The organism is Azospirillum himalayense (assembly GCF_042657465.1).
GTDB classification, from domain to species: domain Bacteria; phylum Pseudomonadota; class Alphaproteobacteria; order Azospirillales; family Azospirillaceae; genus Azospirillum; species Azospirillum himalayense.
The window spans coordinates 17,357-39,460 of sequence record NZ_JBHSLC010000046.1 but is presented as its reverse complement, the minus strand read 5'-3'; the positions used below and the strand labels follow the sequence as shown (position 1 = coordinate 39,460).

The following is a 22,104-nucleotide window of genomic DNA, read 5'->3' as shown; positions in this document are numbered from 1 at the left end:
TCATCTCAAGCGACATGGCGGACCTCGGCGGCATCGGTGCGGAAATGGAAAGCGGGGGGCAGGCCGAAGGCCTTGAGGCGGGCGGCCGCTTCGGCGATCCGGCGGGCCGTGGCCGGGTTGCGGGGGTCGAAGAGCAGGCCGACGACCGTGCCGCTGTGGGCGACCTGGATGCCGAGCGCCCCGATGGAGGCCGCGATGGCGTTGATCTCCTCGAAGGCGGGCTTGGGCAGGTGGCGCTGGGAGATGCGGGCGCTGGCCGTGGCGACCCGGCCGAGCAGAGTCGCATCGCCGGTGCGGATCGCACGCCGGAGCATGCCGCGCAGCGGCCGGAACGCCTGGATCTCCCACTCGTCGTAGACGGCGGCGGGCTGCTTCAGAGTGTCCACCGGTGAACCGGGGGAGGTGTCGACGCTGAGAACCTCCAGCGTTGGCAGCGCGGGGCCGAGGTGCTCCAGGACGACGCCCTCGCGCTGGGCGAACAGCACGGCGAGATCGCCGTGCATGATGCTGTCGCTGGCCGTCTCGGCCCGAACCGCCAGCCGGGCGACCTCATCGGCACCGAGGGCCGCGCCGTGGGCGTCGGCGACGGCGCGGATAGCGGCCACCACATCGGCGGTCGAGGACCCCATGCCGAGGCCGACCGGGATGTCGCTCTCGACCGTCAGGTAACCGCCCTGGTCATGCAGGCCCAGGGTATCCAGAGCCAGGCGCGCGGCGTCGGCCGCCTTGCGCTTGTCGTCGGGAACGGTGACCAGCGGGCCAGCGGCCGGTCGGAAGACGGCGGCCGATGAAACGATGTTACACGGGAGGGTGACCAGGCCGCGGTGCAGGCGCCCCGTCTCGTCGGGAAAGATCCCTTGGAGGATCTCGCCGTGATGGCCGTTGACGCGGCCGAAACCCTGTTCTTTCCGTTGCCGACCCCCAACGCCAAGGTGAACGGGGGCAAGCCGAGAGATTACGTCTCCGGGCATCCTATACCTCTTCACTGAATGTGTCTGTTTTTGTTAGACGTCTCTCAGGGAATGCGTGCGGGTTGAACCCGACGTCCTGCAAAATCACTCAGTTATTTTTGTTTTCGCCGATGGTTTGCTTCGTGCTCATGAGCAAACTGTAGCGCCATTTAGGTGGTGTGAAATTTCTAAGTTCGCCGTCTGATTTGTCATGATGGAAAAATTGACGTCACGTTGCGAGGCATTCATAAGTATGAAATCTCGTTACGCGAGCAGGAATCCCATGTCGGACGTCGAAATTGACAAGATTGATCGGAAGATCATCAACCTTCTCCAGCAGAACAGCCAGATCACCAATCTGGAGTTGGCGGACGCGGTCGCTGTGTCGCCGCCAACCTGCCTGCGCCGGGTTCGACGGCTGCGCGAAGCCGGGATCATCGTCAAGGATGTTTCGATCGTCGATCCTGGCAAGCTCGGCACCCACATCGAGTTGATCGTGAGCGTCGAGCTCAAAGGCGACGACCGAGTGCTGATGGACGCCTTCGAGAAAACCATGCACGCCCATGACTGCGTAATGCAGTGTTATCTGGTGACCGGCATCACTGATTACGTGTTGGTCGTCTGTGTGAAGAACATGGCCGAGTTCGAACGGTTCTCCCGGGCCACTCTTTACGCCAGCCCACTGGTGAAGCGCTTTATTACACTGACGGTCATCAATCGCGTCAAATACCAAACCAGGGTCCCGATCGAGATCTGAAGCTCCGGGACGCCAATACGGTCAGTGGTCATGCGGTCAGTGGTCCTTCCACATGCCAACCCGCTGTTCTCGCGCGACCTCCTCCTGCACCGCATAGAAGCCGCCGCTCTCGGCGCCGTCATCCGTTGCCCAACCGCCCAAAACCATGAGGTGCCCAAGGTCAGCCCCTTGCACCGAGCATTGGGCGCCGACGGGCTGGCTGGGATGGCTTACCTTCACCAAGCATCGCAACTCCTCGCTTCCGATGAGCCGTTCGAGAACCCGGCGGGAGAAGGTCGCGCAGGATTCGTTTACGTTTCCGCGGTGACATGTCACATCAGATTCCGGAACTCGGATGCCCCACAGCCGAATCCGCATTCCGTCCACGTCGATCATGTTGCCGGAGACGATGGAGAGATTCCTGGCCTGCACCGCGGTGGGCCGATAAAGCACCATGAGAGCCGCCAGGAATGCCATGAGCAGCGCTGGCTTTCTGGTGATCAACGTGATGGGCCGTAACACCACTGGCTTACCCGCAGGAGAGTTCATCCAAACGTATGCTACCTTACAGGCAACAAGACAACCATTGGAGAATCCACCTCTTGAAGCCAATGCCACGGATGTCGCGGGCGAGCCGATAGGTGTTCTCCGTCACCTGAGGGATGGGACCGTAGGTTTTGAAGATCCGCACGTCGCGGGATGTGCCGACTCCGTGGCTCTGAAGGAAGACCGTGATCTCACGGACTACCTTCTGCTTCGCTCAGGCCTGCGTGATCTTGGCCACGCGCTTGGGACCAATGCCCGGGATTTCGATCAGGCGCTGGGGGTGCTGCTCGATGACGTTGAACACCTCCTCGCCGAATGCCAGAGCGCAACTTGCGGCCGTAGACCGGACCGATGCCCTTGATCAGGCTGCTGGCCAGGTACTTCTCGATGCCTTCCAGCGTCGTGGGCGTCGCGGCGCGCAGGAAGGCTGCACGGAACTGCGGGCCATACTCTCGGTGCTGTTCTCAACGGCCGGATGCCTGCACATACTCACCGGGCGTGATGGAGGCCGCGTGCCCGACCAGGGTGACCAGATACTTGTGGCCGCGGGCCTTGATGCGCAAGACGCAGTAGCCCTTCTCAGCGTTGTGGTACGTGACCTGCTCGACGAGCCCGGACAGCGGTTCGCGATCCTCTGCCCGGGGTCTTGGAGTTTGGTAGCGTGCGTGCGGCATGCACTCAGAGTAAGGAGTTCAAGCCCGGGTTGCCATCGGTGGTTCCGTCAGCGCTGTCCACTCACCGTCTGGAGCACCTCGAAGCCCTCGAACTCGAGCGGTCCGATATATAGAAGTTTAAGAGTGCCGGGCAAAAACTTCTACTGGTCCGAGCGAAATCAATGACTTGGTTCCATGTAGGTGGGGTTTTGATCCGCGCCCTGAAGCCGTCCGGATTCAGGGTGTCACGTTAGCAGGACGCTATGCAGATTCTGACGTATGCACGCCTCTGGATGCGTAGCTTGACGATGTTTGGTCAAGCGGCGTAAGTGTGCCAGCTTGGTCAGTGGCCGCCATTTGCATTGATGAAAATTAAGGCAATTCTCTATACAATAGAGCATCGCTTAGGATGTTGCCAACAAGTCTATCGTGATCATTTATGGGCTTTCTGTATTCATTCTTTCTCGGCTTCAATAAGCACCGCAACATTGTTTCAAGTAAGCGGACGGAGGTGACTGCGGCGCCCTTATGTTCCCTTATTTCCTTAGGCTTGCAGTTATGCATTATGTGGATGAATCTGATTCGGAGATTCCCTAGCTGCGCAGCTTGACTATCACTTACAAAGCTGGCGGTTTCTTTTCTAAAATCTGCCATGCCGCGCATTAGGTTATTTTTCCAATGTATTCCTCCGGCAGCCAGATGGTTGCCGATGCGTGTAACAAGCGCCTCTGAAGTGCTCATCCCAACATAATGCACCTGCGACTCGTCTGATACGATATAAATTCCGCACTCATCCTTGATAATAGAAGTGCCATCGCAGATAACGTCCCAATATTTCAACTCACTAATGAGTTTCCCTTTCTTTTCCAAAACTCCTGTAAGCAGGTATGTGGCAAAATCTCTAATTCTCATTTCCTTAAACTCGTCAATATATAAGTGCATTTCCGAAACTCCCGAGGATGCGATAGCTCGACCATAACGACAATAGTTGAAAGGCTTGCCGTAGCGATCTGTGAGGTAGGCAACTGGTTCTAAGGTGCGGAGAGCCAACCGAGCGCCCACCCTCAGGCGCGCTGATCGGCGCAACGGCTACAACGTGGCCGTTGCTTTCCCCTTCTTCCCGTCGCCGTACAAGACCTGGGACATGCGTCGTCCAGGGTCCCTCTTCTCATATCCCTGCCAGAACAGGGCATCGCGTTCGGCGAGAACCGGGCTGCCAGGGTGCGCCGCCTCGAATGCTCCCAGCACCGCGTAATAGCCTGCGCAGGTGCCTTCCGTAACCGTGTGCAGAGCGGCCGCCACGCTGGCCTTAGTCCGCTCTGTCTTCAGCTCTGCGGCGAGCCGGTCCCGTTCTTCCCGGACCGCCGTGAGCTCAAGGCTCAAATCCTCGTAGTAGCTACTTTCCCGGTCTGCTCGGGCTTCCTCGTTGTCAGCCCGTCGGGTTGCCGAAGCGGCCCGCTGCTCGGCCGCAGCCAACTGGGCGCGGGTGTCCCGTAGCTGTTGCTCAAGCCGGGCAGCACGCTTCTGCGAGTCTGCGAGCTCGGCCTCGTACTGCTTCTTCATCCCTGCGGCAGCCCAAAGAATGCCGATCGTTTCCCACTCCGCCTCATCTGCATCCGACATCGTACATCCTTCCGTTTCAGTATTATTGCGTTCGATGCGAAGCGGCATGGCCCAATACCGCTCGTTCGGCAGGTGGCACTCACCGCAAATCTGGCTCACCTTACTTCCATGCGGCCGCAGGACCGTGCCACTCCGGAAGCTGCTGGGTGACCTTGAGCATCAGCCTCTTGGCGGCCAGCGCTTCGAGAACCTCTCCGGCGCCGACGGGCCTGCCCGGCGCCACGCCCACCGGCAGCGACGCCGCAGCCTCGCGCTTAAAGCGGCTGGCCAGAACATCTCCGTGCCGGAGGTAGGCGCGCTCCCACCAGCTGACGATCGGCTCTCCAGCGCGGTCCAGGATTTCGGCGGAGACCAAGCGGTCAGCCTTGCCGTGCCGGTTCACCCGCGGATCAGCGGGCATCAGGTTCCACAGGTCCGCGTTCGGCCATGCCGCGAACGGAAGGCAGTGGTCGATATCGAGCCCGTCCCGTTTGAGCCTGCGTCCGCTCCAGACGCAATACACGGGCTCCCCGGCATCCAGCATGGCCGCGGTCATGCGCCGGACCTCGGCGGTCCCGCGCTCCGGATCGAGCCAAGCCAGGGCCTCCACGATCCGGCCTTCAGGGACCGACCGGCCCTGACTGGCCAGATAGCGCTGCATCAGCCGCGTCCACTCGGCCGTCAGGGCAGGCTCGATCCAGGTGTTCAGCCGGGTGAGCGCGTGCCAGACGTTCAACGGGATGCGGAAGTCCCCGAGCGACCAGAGATACGGTGCGTCCAGCACCAGGGATCCGGCGATCCGGGGCGAGCGCCTCTGCGTCACCCCGAAAACCTGCCGGTCGCTTCCCGGGTAGGTGATGTAGGTGGCGGGCATCCTGGTGATGGTGTTCGCCGCATCACGGATGGCCGCGGCGAGAGCGGTGGCCGTGTCCCCCTGGAAATGCGCACCGACACGCAGTTCCGGAGGGGCCGTGCCGCCCAGGCGCCGGAATGGTTCCTTGACGAATCCGAGACCGTCACCGTTCCGGCTGGTCGGGGTCTGCGGCAGGTCGGCGCCGACCAAGGGCAGGAACGTGCGCACCCAGTACAGTGCAACAAGGCCAAGGGGGAGGACCACCGCGTCGTCGCCGTCCAGCATGGCCAACCCGGGCGAGGCGTCGGCAGCCCGAGCGACCACGCGCAATAGCGCCAGCTTGTAGCTGCTGGACTTGGCGTCGTTCAGCACGATGTGCCGGATCAAGGGCAGGGCGCCCGTGCCGTCGTCCGCGAGCTGGACGACAAGGGTCTCCCAGCTGACATCCGCGCGTCCGAGGCTATCCGGCGCCCGGCTGGCCCGCGTCACCATGGCACCATGTTCGGCAGCCAAGCGTTCGATCTCAGCCCGGCTAACGGGATGCATGGCCCGCTCCGGGTCGGCGGTGCCGTGCCGCAGGCTCATGACCATCCGGCCGCCGGGCTTCAACAGGGTCACGAGCTTGCGGAACGCCCGCGGCCGGTCCGCCGGTGCCACGTGCATCCACACGGCGCTGAGCAGGATGAAATCGAAAGTCACACCGAGGCGGTGGACGAACTCGAGCCCAGGCAGGCGGTCATCGACCCAGCGGATGCGCCCGCTTTCGTGCCGCCGTACTGCCTCTGCACGCATGCCCGCGGATGGCTCCACCGCGACAACGTCGTGTCCCTGGGCCGCGAGCCAAGCCGCGTCGCGACCGGATCCAGCGCCGACATCGAGAACGGTCGCTCCTGCTGGCGGCAACAGATCCAGGATGTCGGCGTGGACCTCGTCGAAGCCGACCGTCTCGTACTGACTGGCGAGTTCCGAAGCCAGACGGTCGTACGTGGCCACCGGATTCCCCATGGGCGCCGTGCCGGTCTTGGAGGTTTCTGGAGTTGTGGAGGTCGGCATCGGGCCAGTCACGGAAAGGGGCACGGAGAAGAAAGGGGGCGGGTGCTCAGGCGGCCTTCTTGAACCGCTCGAACCGAAGTGCCAGCCGCTCGAGATCCGGCTTCAGCTGATCCTCGCGGGGCAAACGAATCACCTGCCCCTTCAGCCCCTTGATGCCGAGCTCGAGCATCGGGCCATCGTGCAGTTCCAAGAGCCGCTCGGAGATGTGGATGCGGTGGTCGGGATCGATGCCGATCAAGTCCGCGTCGTACGCAGCGTGGTGTAGCTTTGACATACAAATGCCGTTGCGGATGTCGGGTTGCCCCAGCTCCTCGTCGCTGTCGGGGATGATGTGCGCCGCATCCACCAGCCGGAGCTCGGGCAGGCCGGACAGCGCGCACCGTCCTTCGTAAGCGGCGACCACCCGCTCGCGGAAGGACGACTGATGCAGCCTTTGCTTGACCTGCCGCAGGGCGTAGCGCTGTTCCTCGACGCCGGGCGGCATCCACAAGGTGGCTTGGTCGGCCACTGGCTTCGGGGCGAGCTTCACGGAGAGGTCGCTCGGGTTCCAGTCGACCACGTAGGTGGGGAAGATCGGCTCATACGCACCGGGTGCCACGCCGTAGAAGTAGATGATCGGAAGCCGTCCATCCATTGCGCCACGCAGCAGCCGGTTCTGCGGATCGTCGGGATTCGTTCCCTTGAAGGCGTAGGCGAGGGTGTCCGTTGCGGTGGCGAGCTTGGCGTCCGACTCCAGCTGGTCATGGTACCAGACGCGGCCGCCAGGCTTGGGGACGACCGTCTTGACGCTCAGCACGCCCCTCATCTGTGCCGGTTTGAAGATGCCCTGAGCCGCGCTGGCAAACCGCACCTGTTCGGTGCCGCAGACGAACCCCTCGGCGATGGCGCTCCACGGCAACGCACTTCCATGGATGGTCTTCAGCATCCGAAGGCGTTCGAAGGCGGCAAGCCGGAGAGAGGCGTCGGGATCGTGCATTGCGTGGTTGCATTGAAGTCAGGGCATTCAGCTTATCAGGTCCCGTTCCAGATGACACGGCGATTGAAGGGTTGGGGTGGTGATCGAGGAGCCTCCCAGGCATGGAAACGGGTACCGCTGGGACTGCTCAACGGATGCTCTCCAGGATAGGGTACGTAGGCATTGTGGCTCGGGCCCCAATGATCAGGTTGAGTGCATCCGCGTTGGCACTCTAGTGCACTGACGCAGACATAGGATTCACAGAGGGCCGCCGACGTGCGATTCTGTCGGCATGGCCCAGACCGTCAGCGTCATCGTTGGACCGGAGGATCGCGCGCGCTTGGCTGTGCTCCTCGGCGACCGCAACCGCCCGCTCAAGCATATCCAGCGGGCAAACATCATTGTGCTCTCGGCCGACCGGCTGCCCGTGCAGGAGGTGGCGCGCCGGGCCGGTGTCAGCCGCCCGGCGGTGTGGCGCTGGCAGGTGCGCTACGCCGAACAGGGCGTCGATGGTCTGCTGCGCGACAAGACGCGCAAGCCCGGCCGGGCACCGCTACCCACCACGACGGTGGCCAAGGTGCTGGCGCTGACCTGTTCGGAACCGCCTGGCGCCGTCACCCACTGGACAGGCCGGGCCATGGCCAAGACGATCGGCATCAGCCTGCGCGCCGTGCAACGCATCTGGGAGGCCAACCGCCTTCAACCGCATCGCCTGCGCACCTTCAAACGCTCCAGCGATCCGGCGTTTGCCGCCAAGGTCGAGGACATCGTCGGCCTCTACATGGACCCGCCCTGCCATGCGGTGGTGCTGTCCATCGACGAGAAGAGCCAGATCCAGGCGCTTGACCGCACCCAGCCCGGCTTGCCGCTGAAGCCCGGCAAGTGCGGGACGATGACGCACGACTACAAGCGCAACGGCACCACCACGCTGTTCGCTGCGCTGAACACGCTGGACGGCACCGTGGTCGGGCGCTGCATGCCCAAGCACACCCACAAGGAGTTCATCCGGCTCCTTGCCGCCGTGGAACGCGCCGTCCCGGCGGGCAAGGTGATCCACGCCATCGTCGACAACTACGCCACCCACACGCACCCGAACGTGCTGGTGTGGCTGGCTGATCATCCCCGCTGGGTGTTCCATTTCACGCCCAAGTCCGCCTCCTGGATCAACGCCGTCGAGGGCTTCTTCTCGATCATCACCCGCCGCAGCATCCGGCGCGGCGTCTTCAAGTCCGTGCCCGATCTCCAGGACGCCATCGCCCGCTACATCCGCGCCCACAACAAGGCGGCCAAGCCCTTCGTCTGGACCAAGCCCGCCCACGCCATCTTCGCCAAACTCGACAGGCTGCCTGCACCTTCTGAATGAGTCAGTGCACTAGGATGACCGTCACCAACACCGCGAGGGCGAGGTTGCCCATCCCCAGCGCGACCAGCATCCCCCGCCAGCCAAAGACATCGAGCAGCAGCTGAGCCACGGGCTCCAGCACCGTGCTGGCGAAGCCGCCCCTTTTCTTTGGTGAGGGTTGGATCACGTCGTATGGGTTCCGACGGCTCTTGGCTGCCTCCGGCGGATCCGCAATGGCAGGCTGCCCATATTGGTGCCACCGCCTACCACCTGAAAAAGAAATTCTTGTGAAATCAGATTTCCTGCTGCATACCCAATGGTAGAGGCTGAGCCTAAAAGGCCAAACAAACCATCGGGTGCAACTACAAGGAGTGGTGCGTGACAACGGCGTCGCCGGATCCAGGCGCGGTGCTCGATAAGACGGATCCCGGCGCTGACACCCAAGCGCGGTTCTCGTACCAGCATTGTTTCGCTGCCCTTCAGTGTCTGCGGCTGTTGTCCGGCCAGCTGGAAGCCGTCTATTGCGAGAATCACGAAGACATCCTGCTCCGGAAGCCGGGGGGACCTATGATGCTCTCCAGGTCAAGACACGCCGCTTCGACTTGGATCCCTTCAAGGCCAATGATGATGCTGTCAAGAACAGCATAGGCCGGTTTGCCAAACTTGAAAAAGCCTATCCGGCTCGGTTTGACAACTTCCATTTCATCACCAACCACGGGTTTTGGAGTGAGAAGGAGAACGGGAACAACCTTTCCTACATTCGCGATCAGATCTGCGAGCGCGGCAACCTCGACGGCCTGACCAAGGCTAACCTGCTCAAGAAGTTCGTTTCCGGCCTGTGCGGTGAGCACGGCTGCGACGAGGCACACGTCGTTGCCGCCATGCTCAAGCTCGTACTGTTCGGGCAGAAGACGGACTTGGAGCGGCCGTACAAGGATCTGCGCGAAACCGTTGGCGATGTCCGGGACTACCGCCGAACGCAGACGTTCGACACTCTCACCAGGGTGGCCGACAACCTCATCTACCTTTGCCAGCAAGCCTCCAGTTGCGTTCTCGGTGGTGAGGTCGCGGACCTGTACAGTTTGGTGATGGACTTCGACGCCCAGCGGGACACCCTGCTGCTGGCGGGCAAGACGATCACCGCGGGCCGGGTTGAAGAGGTCATTCGGCAGTCCCTGATCGAAGACGCGGAGAACCTGTTGGTCGCCTCCGGTGCGGTGTCGGCCGACGTCCTTCCGCCGGGCTTCGACGTGATGGTCGAGAAACTTGAGCGCGGAGGCCTTCAGATGGAGCGCGTCGACGTGCTGAAGGACTTCAAGGCCTCCATGGAGACGCTTTATCTGAAGTGGCTCCACCGCCACGGTGTCGAAGAGGCCAACCGGCGCTTAGTACACCTGAAGGCCCTGGTGAAGGACGACTGCGTCGAAGCGAAGCTCTCCGTTGAACAGCCCGGCCAGAAGTACGCCAGCCCCATGTACGCTCGGCTCCGCCAGCTTCTGGAAGATCGGCTGCGTACCAGCACCCTGCCGATGTACGACTGCTCCAAAGAGCACCTCCTTGGCGCCGCCGGGATCCTCACGGAGGAATGCACGGTCTGGTGGAGTGACCGGTTCGATCTGAAGGCTGTCCGATGAGGCTCACGCTCGCCGACATCGTGACCAGCCTCGATCGCGACGAGCCGGTTCACTTGGCCCGCATGCTCATCCTCCTGCTGGCGTTCAGTAGGCCGGATGATGCGGCGATCCACGGCATCACCAAACTAGCCAAGCTGGATTTCCTGCTCAGGTACCCGTCGTACTTCGAGCGCGCGATGGTCGCCCGCGGGGTGGCGCCCGAGCGCGTGCCGGTGGAGCCTTACGAACGCCGCAGCGTCGAAGCGACGATGGTGCGGTACCGCTTCGGGCCGTGGGACCATCGCTACCGGCGCTTCATCAACATCCTGTCCGCCAAGGGTTTGGCACGGGTCGACACCGATGGCCGCACCGTCCGGCTGTCCTTGACGGCGCGCGGGATGGAGGTTGCGGCCGCGTTGGCGGAAGAAGACGCCACCAAGCCGTTGGCGGCCCGTGCCCGCATGCTCCGCCAGAGGATCGACATCGGGGCGACAGACATCATGAAGTTTATCTACGCCACCTTCCCCGAGATCGCGACGCTCGCCTACGACGAGGCCATCACGCCATGAAGCTGCGCTTCGAGTACCTTCAGCTGCGTTGCCGTGCGAGCGTCGAAACGGTGCGCTTCGCCGAACGGGTCTCGTTCTTCCATGGCGAAATGTCGGCCGGTAAGTCCAGCATCCCGGCCCTCATCGACTTCTGCCTCGGCGGCCGGTTCCCAGGCACCCCGGCGCTCAAGCAGGAGCTCGTCTCCGTCGCGTTGCAGGCGCGGATGGGCACGAACACCGTGGTCATCGAGCGGGTCGCCCAGGACGCCGGTTCGGCGCAGGTCACTTGGCAGACCGCCGCGGGCGAGACCTACATGGTGTCGGCGCCCATGAGACCGCGGGCGGAGCCGATCTTCGGTGAGGACGTCTTCAGTTTCAGCGACCTGATCCTCCGGCTCCTGGGGATCCCGGTCGTGAAAGTCCGGCGGCGCACCTACGACAGTGATTCGCCGCTGGTGCGCCTCAGCATCCGTGACATCTTCAAGTTCGTCTATCTCGACCAGGACAACCTCGACTCGGACTTCTTCCTGCTCGACGTACCGATCCGGAAGGAGAAGAGCCAGGACACCTTGCGGTTCTTCGTCGGCCACCTGAGCGAGCGGCTGAACGAACTCCAGATCGAGCTTCAGCGCCTGAAGCAGGAGCAGCGCGCCCAACGCGACTCCATCACGAAGGTTCGCGCGTTCCTGGCCCCTTTCGGGTTCGACTCTGAGGAGCGCATTGCCGCGGAGCTGGAGGAGCTGAACGGCGAAGCAAGGCGGATCGAAGAGGAGCTTACCGCGCTGCGCGCGGGGTATCGGCCGGAAACGCGGATCTCCGATGAGAACCGCAGGAGGCTGAAGGAACTGGCCGCCCAGGTGGCGACCCTTGAGGACGCGATCGACGAGGTCAACGCCCGCATCGGCGAACAGGAGGCGTTGGCGGCCGAGCTCATGCAGCTCAAGATGAAAGCGGCGCGGGTGGACATTTCCCACCGCGTCCTCGACGGCGTGGAGTTCGAATGCTGCCCGCGCTGCGGGTCCGGGCTCCCGGTAAAAGCCGAACACACGGACGACGCCTGCTACCTGTGTCACACACCGTCCGGCCAGCAGCCGCGCGGGCAGGCGCTCACCGCGGATGTCGTGCGCCAGGACCTGGATGCGCGCATTGCCGACCTCAAGGACTCGTCGTCACGACACCGCAAGTCACTCGGACCGCTCCAAGCGAAGTTGACGGAGGCACGGCAAGCTCGGCGCGAGGTGGACGGTCGCGTGGCGGAGTCGCTTCAAGGGTATGAATCGGACTTCCTGGCACGAAGCCGTGTTGGCGAGCAGCGACTTGCCGTCATCCGGGAGCGCTCCTCGTTCCTGGAGCGCATTCGGGCGCTGCCCGCCGAGATCGCTCGACTCAGTGGCCAAGCGGACCTGCTGTCGGCCGACATCGAGGCGGTGCAGCGCATGCTCGAAGAGGAGGAAGCCAGGCTCGTCGGCGCCGAACAGAACCTGACGAAGCTGGAGGAGAACTACGCAGCCGTACTCGGCGCGATCAAGTTCCCGGCGTTTTCGGCCGACGACCAAGTCGTGCTGGGGCGCAGCAACTTGATCCCTGCGGTGTGGCCCAGAGGCGACGAGAGGCGGGCCTTCTCGTTCTTCACCGTTGGCAGCGGCGGCAAGAAGATCCTTATGAAGATCGCCTTCGTGCTGGCGCTCCACAAGACGGCTGCCGAGCAGCGCCTGCCGGTTCCACGGGTGCTCATCATCGACTCTCCGATGAAAAACATCACTCCGGACGTGAATCCGGACATCTTCAGGAATTTTTACGCGCACCTGTATGCCCTGCTCGGCAGCGTGCTGGCCGAGTGGCAGGTCATCATCGTGGACCAGACCTTCGCGCCACCGCCAGCCGATGTCGCGCCATCGCTGGACAGGATGATGCGCCGGGGTGACCCGCAGAACCCCCCATTGATCGGCTACTACGAGGGTCCCTGACGCTGCGGGGAACTCGTGGTCGGCGCGGTTGATGCTGGCGGTGTCCGCGGAGGTCCCCTATAGAGTCAATGATTTTCCCGGAACCCGGCGGCTAAGCCGTTGAAAGGGCTTAATATTATCTTCATTGACTTTACCCTGCTGGGTATTAAATGTGCATTCCGCTTCATCGTTGACGTTCTGTGGTTGTATCGCTCACGATGTCACGGTCCCGCTCATGGTTGGAGGATGTCGTGACCGTGGCCACCAAAACGCTGAGCATTCTCCTGGCATGTGGCGTTGCCGCCAACGCCTATCTGGCCTGGGAGCTTCACAGCCGCCTGCCGCCATCAACGGCCGAGCTCGACCGCGACTTGGCCGCCTTGGCCGAGACGGCACCCGTCCAGAACTCGGAGGACCCGCAGGTCAAGGCGGAGCAGGCGCTGAGCGCCGCCATCCGCGCCCAGACCCGCGACATGCTCGAGCAGCGTCGGGCCGCCGCGCTGCGCTTCGTCGACCTGCGCTACACGGTGACCGGCGCGGCTGCCCCTACCGCGAACGCCGACCAGCTGGCGGCGCTCGAAGCCGACATCACCCAGCAGCTGGCCACCGTGGCCGAGCGAAAGGCGGCGGTGGACGAAGTGCGCGCTGGGACTATTCACACGCAGCGGCTGGCCAGCCTGAGCCTGGTGGAGACCACCCTGGCGCTGCTGGAACGACGCCACCTTGCACTCAAGTACGGCGTCGCCCTGCCGACGGCGCCAACTCCCTCAGCGGCCGTTCCAGCCGCCGACAAGGACGCGATCGCCGCGCTCGAGGCGGACATTGCCGAGCGCCGTCGCGTCATCGCCGACACCCGGAAGGACGCCGACCAATACAGTGGCGGCCTCATCAAGGTCACCCTGCTCCAGCGCTTGGCCACCGAGCAGGCGACGCTGGCCGCGCTGGAGCAGCGCCTCCTATCGCTCAAGCATGGCTTGCCCCCGGCTCCAGGCCTGCCCCCCGTCGCGGCCGTCGCCGTGGCGGCGGAAGTCCTCGCGCCCCTTGACGCCGACATCGCCGCGACCCGCGCCTCGATCGCAGCGGGCGAGCGCGAGGCGTCGCGCTACACCGGCGGGCTGATCTACGTGACCATTCTCAGCCGCGTCGCCACGGAGCGGATGACGCTGGCCATGCTCGAGCAGCGGCGGCTGTCGATCAAACACGGTCTGACGGCGGCACCGCCGAGCTTGGCGGGCGACGCCGCGCCCAAGCCCAAGGGGCCGCCCGGCGCCGTCGTGACCGACAAGGAAGCCTTGTGAGCGTGGAGGGAAGCATGAACCGTTTTGCCGCTGTCGTGATGGGCCTGGCGCTCGGCGCCGTTTCGCCCGCCTTGGCCGCCGACCTGCCCAAGGCGGCTCCCTCGTCCCCCGCGACTCCAGCCGTAGCGGCCGCCCCGTTCGGGCTGGAGTGGGGGCTGTCCAAGGAGGAGCTGGAAGCCAAGGGCATCAAGCTGGCCGAGGTGCCGACCAACGAGGGCAGCCAGCGGTTCTCCGCGACCGGCCTGGGAAAGCTGGTCGCCGGGGTGGAGACGGTCGTCGTCGACTTCGGCTTCGACAACCGGCTGTGGAAGGTAATCGCGGCCAGCGAGGACTTCCCGAACGACCCGTACGGCTTCAAGGTCAAGGCGCGCTACGGGGAATTAAACGACATCCTGACGGAGAAGTACGGCAAGGGGAAGGCGACCCACCGTACCGGTGGCAGCATCTATGACGAGGCGCGCTACTTTCTGGCGGGCCTCAACGGCGGCAAGAGCTGGCACTTCACGACCTACAGCGTGTCCGGCTTGAGCATCGAACTCAGCGTGCGCGCGAAGGACAGCGACACCGGGTATTGGGTGCTGATCTACAACAACACCGAGCTGGCCAAGGGCTATGACAAGGCCAAGGCTAATCGCGAAAAAAGCGCCCTTTAAAACGAGTTATGTGATGCGTGATGCTTGCGACTGCTGGAGTTGCACCCGCGCGGCTACGCCGTTCGCGGGCTGCGCGAAAGCGTTTGCTAAGGCCATCCGATGCTCACCTGTCATTACCGCGCCGACGCCAGCCCGGTGGACTTGGCACACCATGCTGTGGTCGCCGCGTACGCTGTGCTGGTCCAATGCTCGACCTTGCCGTTGTCCTGCTGCCAGTCCATCTGACCGGCCGCCCGCGCCTTGTCGCATTCCATCTATTCCTTGAGCCGTAGCTCGTACAGGTTCTGGAGGTTGAGCCAATAGACAGCCGGGCGTCCAAGCACACGCTCAAATTCGATGGCAGTGTCAACGCAGATTGGTGCCTTTCCGGCGATGATCTCCGAGATTATATTCGCCGAATGACCACACCGCTCCGCGAACTCAGCTTTGGTCATACTGCGGGCGTCCAGCACCTTCTCCAAAATCCTCCCTGGCGGCACCGCGTAGTCCGGCTGAAACGCCAGCTTCTTGTTGTTCTTCATCATGGTGGTCCCCCGCGATCTCGATTTTGGTGACCTGAAGCAGGTCTACGCTGCCATCTTCTGCCAACGGCAGTGGATTGTTGGCCGGGATGAAGCAGGCGCGCATGCCACAAACCTTTCCACAGCCCACTGTCCCTTGGCTTCCGGCTCAGCTTGTACGACGCTCTGGCGGCTCCTCAGGGAGCTAAACCAGACCTGTACTTCCGGCCAACCACTTAACGTAAAAATAAAGGATTTTCTGAGAAAAACAAGGCGCATGAAAGAGAGAGTAGGCGCGCCACGCATCCCTTGCAGGAAGCGGAGCCTCTGCTCTGGGTGTAACTGGTAATCGAGCGCCCACCATTAAGTTTGCGGCAAAAGCTGAATTCTGTTCTGAGCGCAGTCCCTGGATCCGGTACCTCTTCTACTTCCCGTCGTCGTAGCCTTCTTGGAGCGCGCTCTCGGCGTCATCCCCTTGCGTGAACTGGCAGCCTCGCGGCAGCCAGCTGGTCGATGTCCCGACGCAGCCGATCCCGTCGCGCGCTGACCGCTCTCCGTGGAGTGACGGTCCAGGCAGCGTACGCGCGCAGCAGCCGAAGCCAGTACCGCCTACCGCAAGCAAACCGATGACACCATCTGCGCCAGCTCTGGATCGCCATCCACGACGCCGCCTCCGTTGGAACACATCGCTTCCACAAAATTATGTGTGGCTTCCGGGCTCAGTGTTGGGCAGCAAATGTCCCAAGTCGACGCCAAGCTTCAGCATATTCATCGCCTCCAGCTTGTTCTTCAGCGTGATGTGCTTCAGGTAACGGCTGCCTTCCCCAATCAGGTCGGAGGTGCTGTGGCCCATGATCGCCTTGACGAACACCGGGTTCGCACCGGCGTTCAGGATCAGCGTCTCGAAGGTCCCGCGGAAGCTGTGGAAATCGACGCCGGGCCGGTAGACACCGATCTCCCGTCGGTACACGGTGAAGCGCTCCGAGTAGTAGGCCCCCAGGCGCCTGTCCTGGCCCTTCGGTCGCAGATCCGGCCACAGCCGCTTGCAGCGCGCCCGACGGCGTTCCTCGACGAGGTCCAGGAAGCCGAGCGCCACCAGCATCCCAGAGACTGGCACCTCCCGTACTGAGTTGGCGTTCTTGACACGCAGATCTCCGTCGGCGTGGACCAGGAAGAAGTCGATGCCATCCCGCTTCTTGATGTCGGAGGTGTGAAGCTGGGCGATCTCCTCGAGCCGCATCCCGGTCAGCAGGCCGATGATCGGCAACCAGAAAGCGGCGCTGCGCCGATCGGCGCCGGGGCCAACCCAGAGCCGGGAGGTGAACAGGCGGTTCAAGTCGCGGTCGGACCACATCGCGCGCTGCTCGGACGCGGGCTTGCCGTTCGCGATCGGGTAATCGAAGCCGGAGAAGGGGTTGGTGTCGAACTCGTAGTGCCCATGCTGACGCAGCCAGTCCCAGTAGCCGTGCAGCGCGCTCATGTGGCGCTTGATCGTTTTCATCGACAGCAGCTTCGGCCGCTTGATGCTGCGGGGGGATAGCTGGGCAGCGACTTCGATGTTCTCGCGCATCGTCCCCTTCAGGTGCGGCGAGCGTCCGTGCAACTGAGGGAGCTTGCCCAGCGCCTTCATGAATTCCGAGGCATGGCGGCGCGTGTAGCGGTCGACCTGCTGGTCCCCGTGGTACTCGATCCAGAGGCGGAAGGTACCCCGGGCCTGGAGTGCGGTCTGCTGGGAGCTCCAAGCGCCGGTCTCCAGCATGTTCGCGATGTGGGCCTCTGTGAGCGTGCTGAACAAAGGGGCACCTGACACCGGTGCCGGAACTGGCGCAGCCACGGTCGGTGACGCGAGGGCGGGAACCGCTGACGCTGCTGTCGTCTGTGCGGGGTAGGTGGCAGGGCAGGGTGCCGGTGTCACCGAAAGCAATGGAGAGACGGCCGCGCCGACCGGGCGGCGGATGATCAGGTCGGCCTGCACCCAGGCTGCGGGGCCGATGATGTCCCGCATCAGGTGGCGCGCATCCTCAACCGAGAGCGCCGGATCCCCATCCAGGGCAGCGAAGAGGCGTTCGCTTTCGAGATAAAGGAGACGGGACCGAAAGGCCGCGACCCGCGGGCTAGAGGTCTCGAGCGACCGGTAGACCTCGGCCAAGCCGCCGAGCCGATGTTGCAGGCGCCCAGGGACGCGGCGCCGGAAGTGAAATGTGCCTGCCCGCCGACACACATGCTGCATGACCGCGCACTCCAATGAGTGTGGGGCGGCCTGTAGTGCGATTGCACCACGCCACCCAGGTCACCAGCAAAGATGAAAGCGATTTCAACAGGTTGGTTGGGGGACTAGGATTCGAACCTAGGCTGGCGGAGTCAGAGTCCGCTGTCCTACCGCTAGACGATCCCCCAGACCGTCGCCGGGGCGGCGCTGCGCCGCGTCCCGTCGTGGGCCGCCCTTTTAGCAAAGAGGGCAGGGCTTGTATAGCCCTTTTTTCGGCTCCGATGCCTTGGTGTGGGCGTGCGGACACAATTCAAGGCCAATCGTGGGCTTTCACTGGGACGTGAAACCGGGTTAAGATGACTCCCTTAAGCATGGCGGGGAGGAGACGTGGACCTTCAGGTGCACAGCGAGCGGCAGAACGACACCGGACGGTTGCGTTCGTCGGCCCCTGCGCGCCCGGTTTTCGCAGCTCTCGACCTCGGCACCAACAATTGTCGACTTCTGATCGCCCGTCCAATTCCCGGCGGCTTTCGCGTCATTGACGCCTTTTCGCGCATCGTCCGGCTGGGCGAGGGGCTGACCCGCAATGACCGACTGTCCGATTCGGCGATGGAGCGCACCCTCGCCGCCCTGAAAATTTGCGGGTTGAAGATCGAGCGGCGCGGAGTCACCGCCGCGCGCGCGGTGGCGACCGAGGCCTGCCGCCGCGCCCGGAACTGCAGCGAGTTCATCGATGCGGTGGAGCGGGAAACCGGCATTGCCATCGAGATCATCTCCAGCCAGGAGGAAGGGCGCCTCGCGCTCGCCGGCTGCGCATCGCTGCTCGACCCCAACGTGCCCTACGCCGTGGTGTTCGACATCGGCGGCGGCTCGACCGAGCTGATGTGGCTGGCGGTGGAGCGGGGGCGGCCCCCGCGCATCCTCGACCAGACCTCCATCCAGTGCGGCGTCATCGGCCTGACCGAGCAGTTCGGCGGCGCCGACGCCGACCGCGGCATGTACCGGCGCATGGTGGAGGAGGTGGCGTCGGCCATCGCCACCTTCGAGGCGCGCAACGGCATCCGGGAGCGGGTGCTGGCCGGGCAGGTGCAGATGCTCGGCACCTCCGGCACGGTGACGACGCTGGCCGGGGTGCATCTCGGCCTCTGCCGCTACGACCGGCGGGCGGTGGATGGCAGCTTTCTGCGCATCGACCATGCCCGCGCGGTCATCGAACGTCTCGTCGCGCTGGACTTCGACGGGCGGGCGCGGCATCCCTGCATCGGACAGGACCGCGCGGATCTGGTGATCGCCGGATGCGCGGTGCTGGACGCGCTGTGCGACTGTTGGCCGGTGGAACGCCTGCGCATCGCCGACCGCGGCTTGCGCGAGGGCATCCTCGTGGAGCTGATCGGGTCGGCACGGCAAATCTATTAAGGAAATGTGAGACCATGGTTGGAAAGCCTCCGTCCTCCTCGACGCCGGGTGGGCGCCGCGCCACCGTCCGCGTGAAGTCCGCGGCCAAGCGCACCACCTCCTCGGCCCGCTGGCTGGAACGGCATCTGAACGATCCCTACGTGCACGAGGCGACGAAGCGCGGCTTCCGCTCCCGCGCCGCCTTCAAGCTGTTGCAGCTGGACGAGAAGTTCCATCTGCTGGGGCCGGGCAAGCGCGTGGTCGACCTCGGCGCCGCTCCCGGCGGTTGGACACAGGTGGCGGTGGACAAGGTGCAGACCGGGCGCGAGGGCTGGAAGGTCGTCGGGCTGGACATCCTTCCCATGGACCCGGTACCCGGTGCCACCACCATGCAGGCCGACTTCCTGGAGGAGGGCGCGGCCGAGCGGCTGAAGGAGGCGCTGGGCGGCCCCGCCGACGTGGTGCTGAGCGACATGGCCGCTCCGACCATCGGGCACCAGTCCACCGACCATCTGCGCATCATGGCGCTGGCCGAGGCCGCCTACGACTTCGCGGAGGAGGTGCTGGCCCCCGGCGGGGCGTTCGTCGCCAAGCTGTTCCAGGGCGGGGCGGAGAAGTCGCTGCTGGAGCGGCTGAAGCGCGACTTCGCCACGGTGCGCCACGCCAAGCCGCCGGCCAGCCGCGCGGAATCCTCCGAAACCTATGTGGTCGCCACCGGTTTCCGTGGGGCCAACATGAACGACTAGGTCCACCTCCGGCTGCGGTCCGTTCGCGCAGGTCATGGCTGGCTTGCGCGGATGAGGCCCGGCACACGACAGTTTGTGGTTCAGGCGCCTTCACAAGCCCACGGTCTTGTGTATAGTGCGCCAAATTTTTTTCCGGCCCCTTTTTACCTCCCGGGAGACCGCCGATGGCCCGCTCGTCCACGATCCGCGAAGCTCTGACCTTCGACGACGTCCTCTTGGTTCCGGCCGAAAGTTCGGTCCTGCCGAACGAGGTGGACACCCGGACGCGCCTGACCAAGACCATCGAACTGGGCATCCCCCTGATGTCCTCCGCGATGGACACGGTGACCGAAAGCAGCCTCGCCATCGCCATGGCCCAGGCCGGCGGCATCGGCGTGGTCCACCGCAACCTGACCATTGAGCAGCAGGCCGAAGAGGTCCGCAAGGTCAAGCGGTACGAGTCCGGCATGGTGGTCAACCCGATCACCATCACGCCGGGCCAGACGCTGGCCGACGCGCTCCAGCTCATGGCCGACTACCGCATCTCCGGCATCCCGGTGGTGGAAAGCCACGACTCCCGCGGCAGCGGCAAGCTGGTCGGCATCCTGACCAACCGCGACGTCCGCTTCGCCACCAACCCGAACCAGCCGGTCAGCGAACTGATGACCAAGGACGTGGTGTCGGTGCGCGAGGGCGTCAGCCAGGACGAGGCCAAGCGCCTGCTGCACCAGCACCGCATCGAGAAGCTGCTGGTGGTGGACGAGGCCCATCGCTGCATCGGCCTCGTCACGGTCAAGGACATCGAGAAGGCCCAGGCCTACCCGAACGCCTGCAAGGACGCCCATGGCCGCCTGCGCGTCGCCGCCGCCACCGGCACCGGTTCGGACGGGCTGCGCCGTGCCGAGGCGCTGTTCGACGCCGGTGTCGACGTTCTGGTGGTCGACACCGCGCACGGCCATTCGCTGAAGGTGCTGGATCAGGTGCGCGCCGCGCGCAACATGTCCAACTACACCCAGGTGATCGCCGGCAACGTGGCGACCGCCGAGGCGGCGAAGGCGCTGGTCGATGCCGGCGCGGACGCTGTGAAGGTCGGCATCGGCCCCGGCTCCATCTGCACCACCCGCATCGTCGCGGGCGTCGGCGTGCCGCAGCTCACCGCGATCATGGATGTGGTCGAGGCCTGCGAGAAGATGGGCATCCCGGTGATCGCCGACGGCGGCATCAAGTTCTCGGGCGATCTCGCCAAGGCCATCGCGGCGGGCGCCAGCGTGGCGATGCTGGGCAGCCTGTTCGCCGGCACCGACGAGAGCCCCGGCGAGGTCATCCTCTACCAGGGCCGCTCCTACAAGAGCTATCGCGGCATGGGCTCGGTGGGCGCCATGGCCCGCGGCTCGGCCGACCGCTACTTCCAGCAGGAAGTGTCGACCATGAAGCTGGTGCCGGAAGGCGTCGAAGGCCGCGTGCCCTACAAGGGCCCGGTGTCGGCGGTGATCCACCAACTCGTCGGCGGCCTGCGCGCGGCCATGGGCTACACCGGCAGCCAGTCCATCGCCGAGATGCAGACGAAGTGCGAATTCGTCCGCATCACCAACGCGGGCCTGCGCGAAAGCCACGTCCACGACATCACCATCACCAACGAGTCGCCGAACTACCGCCAGGGCTGATCGGGCGTTTGTTGGAGTGAGGTTCGAGAAGGCGAGGGGCGCTTCCCTCGCCTTTTTCATGCCTGTATTTCAGCGGTTGGCGGTGAAGTGGCTGAACAGGGCCACGCTGGCCGCGACGGTGGCGTTGAGGGATTCCACGGCGCCCGTGGTCGGGATCGACAGGCGTTGGACGGGCAGGGCGGCGGGCACGCCCTGGCCTTCCTCGCCCAGAACCAGACGGACGTCGCGCGGCCAGCGGAAGGCGGCCATGTCGGCGCCTCCGGCGTCCAGGGCGACCAGCGGTCCGGTGGCCCGGTTCACGTCCCCCCACCGGCCGCCGCGCAGCAAGGTCAGCTCGAACTGGGCGTTCGACGCGGCGCGCAGGCATTTGGGGTGGTAGGGGTGCGCCGCTCCATCGAGCAGGATCACCCGCCGGGCGCCGAAGGCGGCGGCGCTGCGCAGCAGGGCGCCGAGGTTGTTGGGATCGCCGAGCGCGCAGATCAGCTCCAGCCCTTGCGGCGGTTGCGACAGGTCGATGAACGGCGTTTCCGGTACCGTGCCGACGAGCAGCGGGAAGTCGGTGCCGGAGGCGTCCAGCGTGCGGAACAGGGCGGGGGCGAGTTGGACGATCTCCAACCCAGCGGGAAGGCGCCAGCCCTCGGCCTGCACCGGATCAGTGACGAGCAGGGTGGAAAAGCGGTCCGGCCAGCGGGCCAGCGCCTCCGGCACCGTCTTCAGCCCGGCCAGCAGGAACTTGCCCTGTTTCTTCAAGCCACGGCTTTCCAGCAACGACTCCCACAGCTTGAACTGCGGATTCTGCGGGCTTTCGATCAGGCGCGGCGGGCGAGTCATGCGGGGCAGGCTTTCAAAGGCGGGCGGTCGTC

23 protein-coding genes and 1 tRNA gene are annotated in these 22,104 nt (G+C 64.4%); 12 read left to right on the top strand and 12 right to left on the bottom strand.

All coding sequences use genetic code 11. The features are described from left to right. Positions 1-5 precede the first annotated feature (5 nt). Positions 6-971 carry a GHMP family kinase ATP-binding protein gene (locus tag ACFPMG_RS21415; protein WP_376997212.1) on the bottom strand — a complete coding sequence of 322 codons (966 nt, stop codon included), beginning with the start codon at positions 969-971 and terminating at the stop codon, positions 6-8. A 262-nt stretch (positions 972-1,233) separates the two neighbouring features. On the opposite strand from ACFPMG_RS21415, the gene ACFPMG_RS21410 reads away from it, so the two are divergent. Further along, positions 1,234-1,707, top strand: a complete 474-nt coding sequence (locus ACFPMG_RS21410; protein WP_376997211.1) for an Lrp/AsnC family transcriptional regulator — start codon at positions 1,234-1,236, stop codon at positions 1,705-1,707. A 36-nt stretch (positions 1,708-1,743) separates the two neighbouring features. Here ACFPMG_RS21410 and ACFPMG_RS21405 read toward each other — a convergent pair whose 3' ends face one another. Continuing rightward, on the bottom strand, positions 1,744-2,163 hold the full coding sequence (locus ACFPMG_RS21405; RefSeq protein WP_417281710.1) for a thermonuclease family protein: 420 nt from the start codon (positions 2,161-2,163) through the stop codon (positions 1,744-1,746). Here ACFPMG_RS21405 and ACFPMG_RS35430 point away from each other — a divergent pair. Then, the gene (locus ACFPMG_RS35430) at positions 2,162-2,593 is read left to right on the top strand and encodes a hypothetical protein (protein ID WP_465252031.1); all 432 of its coding nucleotides are present in this window, start codon (positions 2,162-2,164) and stop codon (positions 2,591-2,593) included. The two genes, ACFPMG_RS21405 and ACFPMG_RS35430, sit on opposite strands and share 2 nt — an antisense overlap. A gap of 103 nt (positions 2,594-2,696) precedes the next feature. On the opposite strand, the gene ACFPMG_RS35425 is transcribed toward ACFPMG_RS35430, so the two are convergent. The 5 genes from ACFPMG_RS35425 to ACFPMG_RS21380 form a co-directional block, all read right to left on the bottom strand. Beyond that, positions 2,697-2,795 (bottom strand): hypothetical protein, encoded by a 99-nt coding sequence (locus ACFPMG_RS35425; RefSeq protein ID WP_465252030.1) that lies wholly within the window; start codon positions 2,793-2,795, stop codon positions 2,697-2,699. Between the two features lie 462 nt (positions 2,796-3,257). Then, on the bottom strand, positions 3,258-3,935 hold the full coding sequence (locus ACFPMG_RS21395) for a hypothetical protein (protein ID WP_376997209.1): 678 nt from the start codon (positions 3,933-3,935) through the stop codon (positions 3,258-3,260). A 39-nt stretch (positions 3,936-3,974) separates the two neighbouring features. After that, positions 3,975-4,556, bottom strand: coding sequence for a hypothetical protein (locus ACFPMG_RS21390; RefSeq protein WP_376997208.1), 582 nt, complete (start codon positions 4,554-4,556; stop codon positions 3,975-3,977). A 52-nt stretch (positions 4,557-4,608) separates the two neighbouring features. Next, a complete protein-coding gene (locus ACFPMG_RS21385; protein WP_376997207.1) occupies positions 4,609-6,333 on the bottom strand; it encodes a class I SAM-dependent methyltransferase in 1,725 nt (574 codons plus the stop codon). Between the two features lie 106 nt (positions 6,334-6,439). After that, positions 6,440-7,318, bottom strand: a complete 879-nt coding sequence (locus ACFPMG_RS21380) for an HNH endonuclease (RefSeq protein ID WP_376997206.1) — start codon at positions 7,316-7,318, stop codon at positions 6,440-6,442. Between the two features lie 322 nt (positions 7,319-7,640). On the opposite strand from ACFPMG_RS21380, the gene ACFPMG_RS21375 reads away from it, so the two are divergent. The 7 genes from ACFPMG_RS21375 to ACFPMG_RS21345 all read left to right on the top strand — a co-directional run bounded on the left by ACFPMG_RS21375 (position 7,641) and on the right by ACFPMG_RS21345 (position 14,748). Next, positions 7,641-8,711 (top strand): IS630 family transposase, encoded by a 1,071-nt coding sequence (locus ACFPMG_RS21375; protein WP_376997205.1) that lies wholly within the window; start codon positions 7,641-7,643, stop codon positions 8,709-8,711. Positions 8,712-9,068: 357 nt separating this feature from the next. After that, on the top strand, positions 9,069-9,338 hold the full coding sequence (locus ACFPMG_RS21370) for a dsDNA nuclease domain-containing protein (protein ID WP_376997204.1): 270 nt from the start codon (positions 9,069-9,071) through the stop codon (positions 9,336-9,338). Then, on the top strand, positions 9,293-10,324 hold the full coding sequence (locus ACFPMG_RS21365) for a hypothetical protein (protein WP_376997203.1): 1,032 nt from the start codon (positions 9,293-9,295) through the stop codon (positions 10,322-10,324). Before ACFPMG_RS21370 ends, ACFPMG_RS21365 begins: the two co-directional genes overlap by 46 nt. Beyond that, positions 10,321-10,872 carry a hypothetical protein gene (locus ACFPMG_RS21360; RefSeq protein ID WP_376997202.1) on the top strand — a complete coding sequence of 184 codons (552 nt, stop codon included), beginning with the start codon at positions 10,321-10,323 and terminating at the stop codon, positions 10,870-10,872. The genes ACFPMG_RS21365 and ACFPMG_RS21360 overlap by 4 nt, the downstream gene beginning before the upstream one ends. Next, positions 10,869-12,818 carry an AAA family ATPase gene (locus ACFPMG_RS21355; protein ID WP_376997201.1) on the top strand — a complete coding sequence of 650 codons (1,950 nt, stop codon included), beginning with the start codon at positions 10,869-10,871 and terminating at the stop codon, positions 12,816-12,818. The genes ACFPMG_RS21360 and ACFPMG_RS21355 overlap by 4 nt, the downstream gene beginning before the upstream one ends. Before the next feature lie 230 nt (positions 12,819-13,048). Further along, on the top strand, positions 13,049-14,095 hold the full coding sequence (locus tag ACFPMG_RS21350; RefSeq protein WP_376997200.1) for a hypothetical protein: 1,047 nt from the start codon (positions 13,049-13,051) through the stop codon (positions 14,093-14,095). Positions 14,096-14,109: 14 nt separating this feature from the next. Beyond that, a complete protein-coding gene (locus tag ACFPMG_RS21345; RefSeq protein ID WP_376997199.1) occupies positions 14,110-14,748 on the top strand; it encodes a hypothetical protein in 639 nt (212 codons plus the stop codon). Positions 14,749-14,861: 113 nt separating this feature from the next. On the opposite strand, the gene ACFPMG_RS21340 is transcribed toward ACFPMG_RS21345, so the two are convergent. From ACFPMG_RS21340 to ACFPMG_RS21325, 4 genes are all read right to left on the bottom strand, one after another. After that, positions 14,862-15,002, bottom strand: coding sequence for a hypothetical protein (locus ACFPMG_RS21340; RefSeq protein WP_376997198.1), 141 nt, complete (start codon positions 15,000-15,002; stop codon positions 14,862-14,864). Beyond that, positions 15,003-15,272 (bottom strand): HigA family addiction module antitoxin, encoded by a 270-nt coding sequence (locus ACFPMG_RS21335; RefSeq protein ID WP_247887856.1) that lies wholly within the window; start codon positions 15,270-15,272, stop codon positions 15,003-15,005. Between the two features lie 676 nt (positions 15,273-15,948). Next, positions 15,949-17,478 (bottom strand): DUF6538 domain-containing protein, encoded by a 1,530-nt coding sequence (locus ACFPMG_RS21330; RefSeq protein WP_376997197.1) that lies wholly within the window; start codon positions 17,476-17,478, stop codon positions 15,949-15,951. Positions 17,479-17,571: 93 nt separating this feature from the next. Beyond that, positions 17,572-17,645, bottom strand: a tRNA-Gln gene (locus ACFPMG_RS21325). 199 nt (positions 17,646-17,844) lie between these two features. Between ACFPMG_RS21325 and ACFPMG_RS21320 the strand changes: the two genes are divergently transcribed. The 3 genes from ACFPMG_RS21320 to guaB all read left to right on the top strand — a co-directional run bounded on the left by ACFPMG_RS21320 (position 17,845) and on the right by guaB (position 21,241). Next, complete coding sequence (locus ACFPMG_RS21320; protein ID WP_376997196.1) at positions 17,845-18,873, top strand: Ppx/GppA phosphatase family protein; 1,029 nt, start codon at positions 17,845-17,847, stop codon at positions 18,871-18,873. A gap of 14 nt (positions 18,874-18,887) precedes the next feature. Continuing rightward, entirely contained in the window at positions 18,888-19,598 is a 711-nt protein-coding gene (locus tag ACFPMG_RS21315; RefSeq protein WP_094306430.1) for an RlmE family RNA methyltransferase, read from the top strand. Positions 19,599-19,762: 164 nt separating this feature from the next. Beyond that, the gene (gene guaB, locus ACFPMG_RS21310; protein WP_137105387.1) at positions 19,763-21,241 is read left to right on the top strand and encodes an IMP dehydrogenase; all 1,479 of its coding nucleotides are present in this window, start codon (positions 19,763-19,765) and stop codon (positions 21,239-21,241) included. 69 nt (positions 21,242-21,310) lie between these two features. Here guaB and ACFPMG_RS21305 read toward each other — a convergent pair whose 3' ends face one another. Next, on the bottom strand, positions 21,311-22,072 hold the full coding sequence (locus ACFPMG_RS21305; protein WP_376997195.1) for a TrmH family RNA methyltransferase: 762 nt from the start codon (positions 22,070-22,072) through the stop codon (positions 21,311-21,313). Between the last annotated feature and the right edge of the window lie 32 nt (positions 22,073-22,104).

Bases quoted from the DNA above. Each gene is read 5' to 3' on its own strand.
- guaB (WP_137105387.1), top strand. From the start codon at position 19,763: ATGGCCCGCTCGTCCACGATCCGCGAAGCTCTGACCTTCGACGACGTC.
- ACFPMG_RS21380 (WP_376997206.1), bottom strand. From the start codon at position 7,318: ATGCTGAAGACCATCCATGGAAGTGCGTTGCCGTGGAGCGCCATCGCC.
- ACFPMG_RS21315 (WP_094306430.1), top strand. From the start codon at position 18,888: ATGGTTGGAAAGCCTCCGTCCTCCTCGACGCCGGGTGGGCGCCGCGCC.
- ACFPMG_RS21305 (WP_376997195.1), bottom strand. From the start codon at position 22,072: ATGACTCGCCCGCCGCGCCTGATCGAAAGCCCGCAGAATCCGCAGTTC.
- ACFPMG_RS21415 (WP_376997212.1), bottom strand. From the start codon at position 971: ATGCCCGGAGACGTAATCTCTCGGCTTGCCCCCGTTCACCTTGGCGTT.
- ACFPMG_RS21335 (WP_247887856.1), bottom strand. From the start codon at position 15,272: ATGATGAAGAACAACAAGAAGCTGGCGTTTCAGCCGGACTACGCGGTG.
- ACFPMG_RS21375 (WP_376997205.1), top strand. From the start codon at position 7,641: ATGGCCCAGACCGTCAGCGTCATCGTTGGACCGGAGGATCGCGCGCGC.
- ACFPMG_RS21390 (WP_376997208.1), bottom strand. From the start codon at position 4,556: ATGCCGCTTCGCATCGAACGCAATAATACTGAAACGGAAGGATGTACG.
- ACFPMG_RS21340 (WP_376997198.1), bottom strand. From the start codon at position 15,002: ATGGAATGCGACAAGGCGCGGGCGGCCGGTCAGATGGACTGGCAGCAG.
- ACFPMG_RS21355 (WP_376997201.1), top strand. From the start codon at position 10,869: ATGAAGCTGCGCTTCGAGTACCTTCAGCTGCGTTGCCGTGCGAGCGTC.
- ACFPMG_RS21360 (WP_376997202.1), top strand. From the start codon at position 10,321: ATGAGGCTCACGCTCGCCGACATCGTGACCAGCCTCGATCGCGACGAG.
- ACFPMG_RS21345 (WP_376997199.1), top strand. From the start codon at position 14,110: ATGAACCGTTTTGCCGCTGTCGTGATGGGCCTGGCGCTCGGCGCCGTT.
- ACFPMG_RS21405 (WP_417281710.1), bottom strand. From the start codon at position 2,163: ATGGCATTCCTGGCGGCTCTCATGGTGCTTTATCGGCCCACCGCGGTG.
- ACFPMG_RS35430 (WP_465252031.1), top strand. From the start codon at position 2,162: ATGAGCAGCGCTGGCTTTCTGGTGATCAACGTGATGGGCCGTAACACC.
- ACFPMG_RS21410 (WP_376997211.1), top strand. From the start codon at position 1,234: ATGTCGGACGTCGAAATTGACAAGATTGATCGGAAGATCATCAACCTT.
- ACFPMG_RS21330 (WP_376997197.1), bottom strand. From the start codon at position 17,478: ATGCAGCATGTGTGTCGGCGGGCAGGCACATTTCACTTCCGGCGCCGC.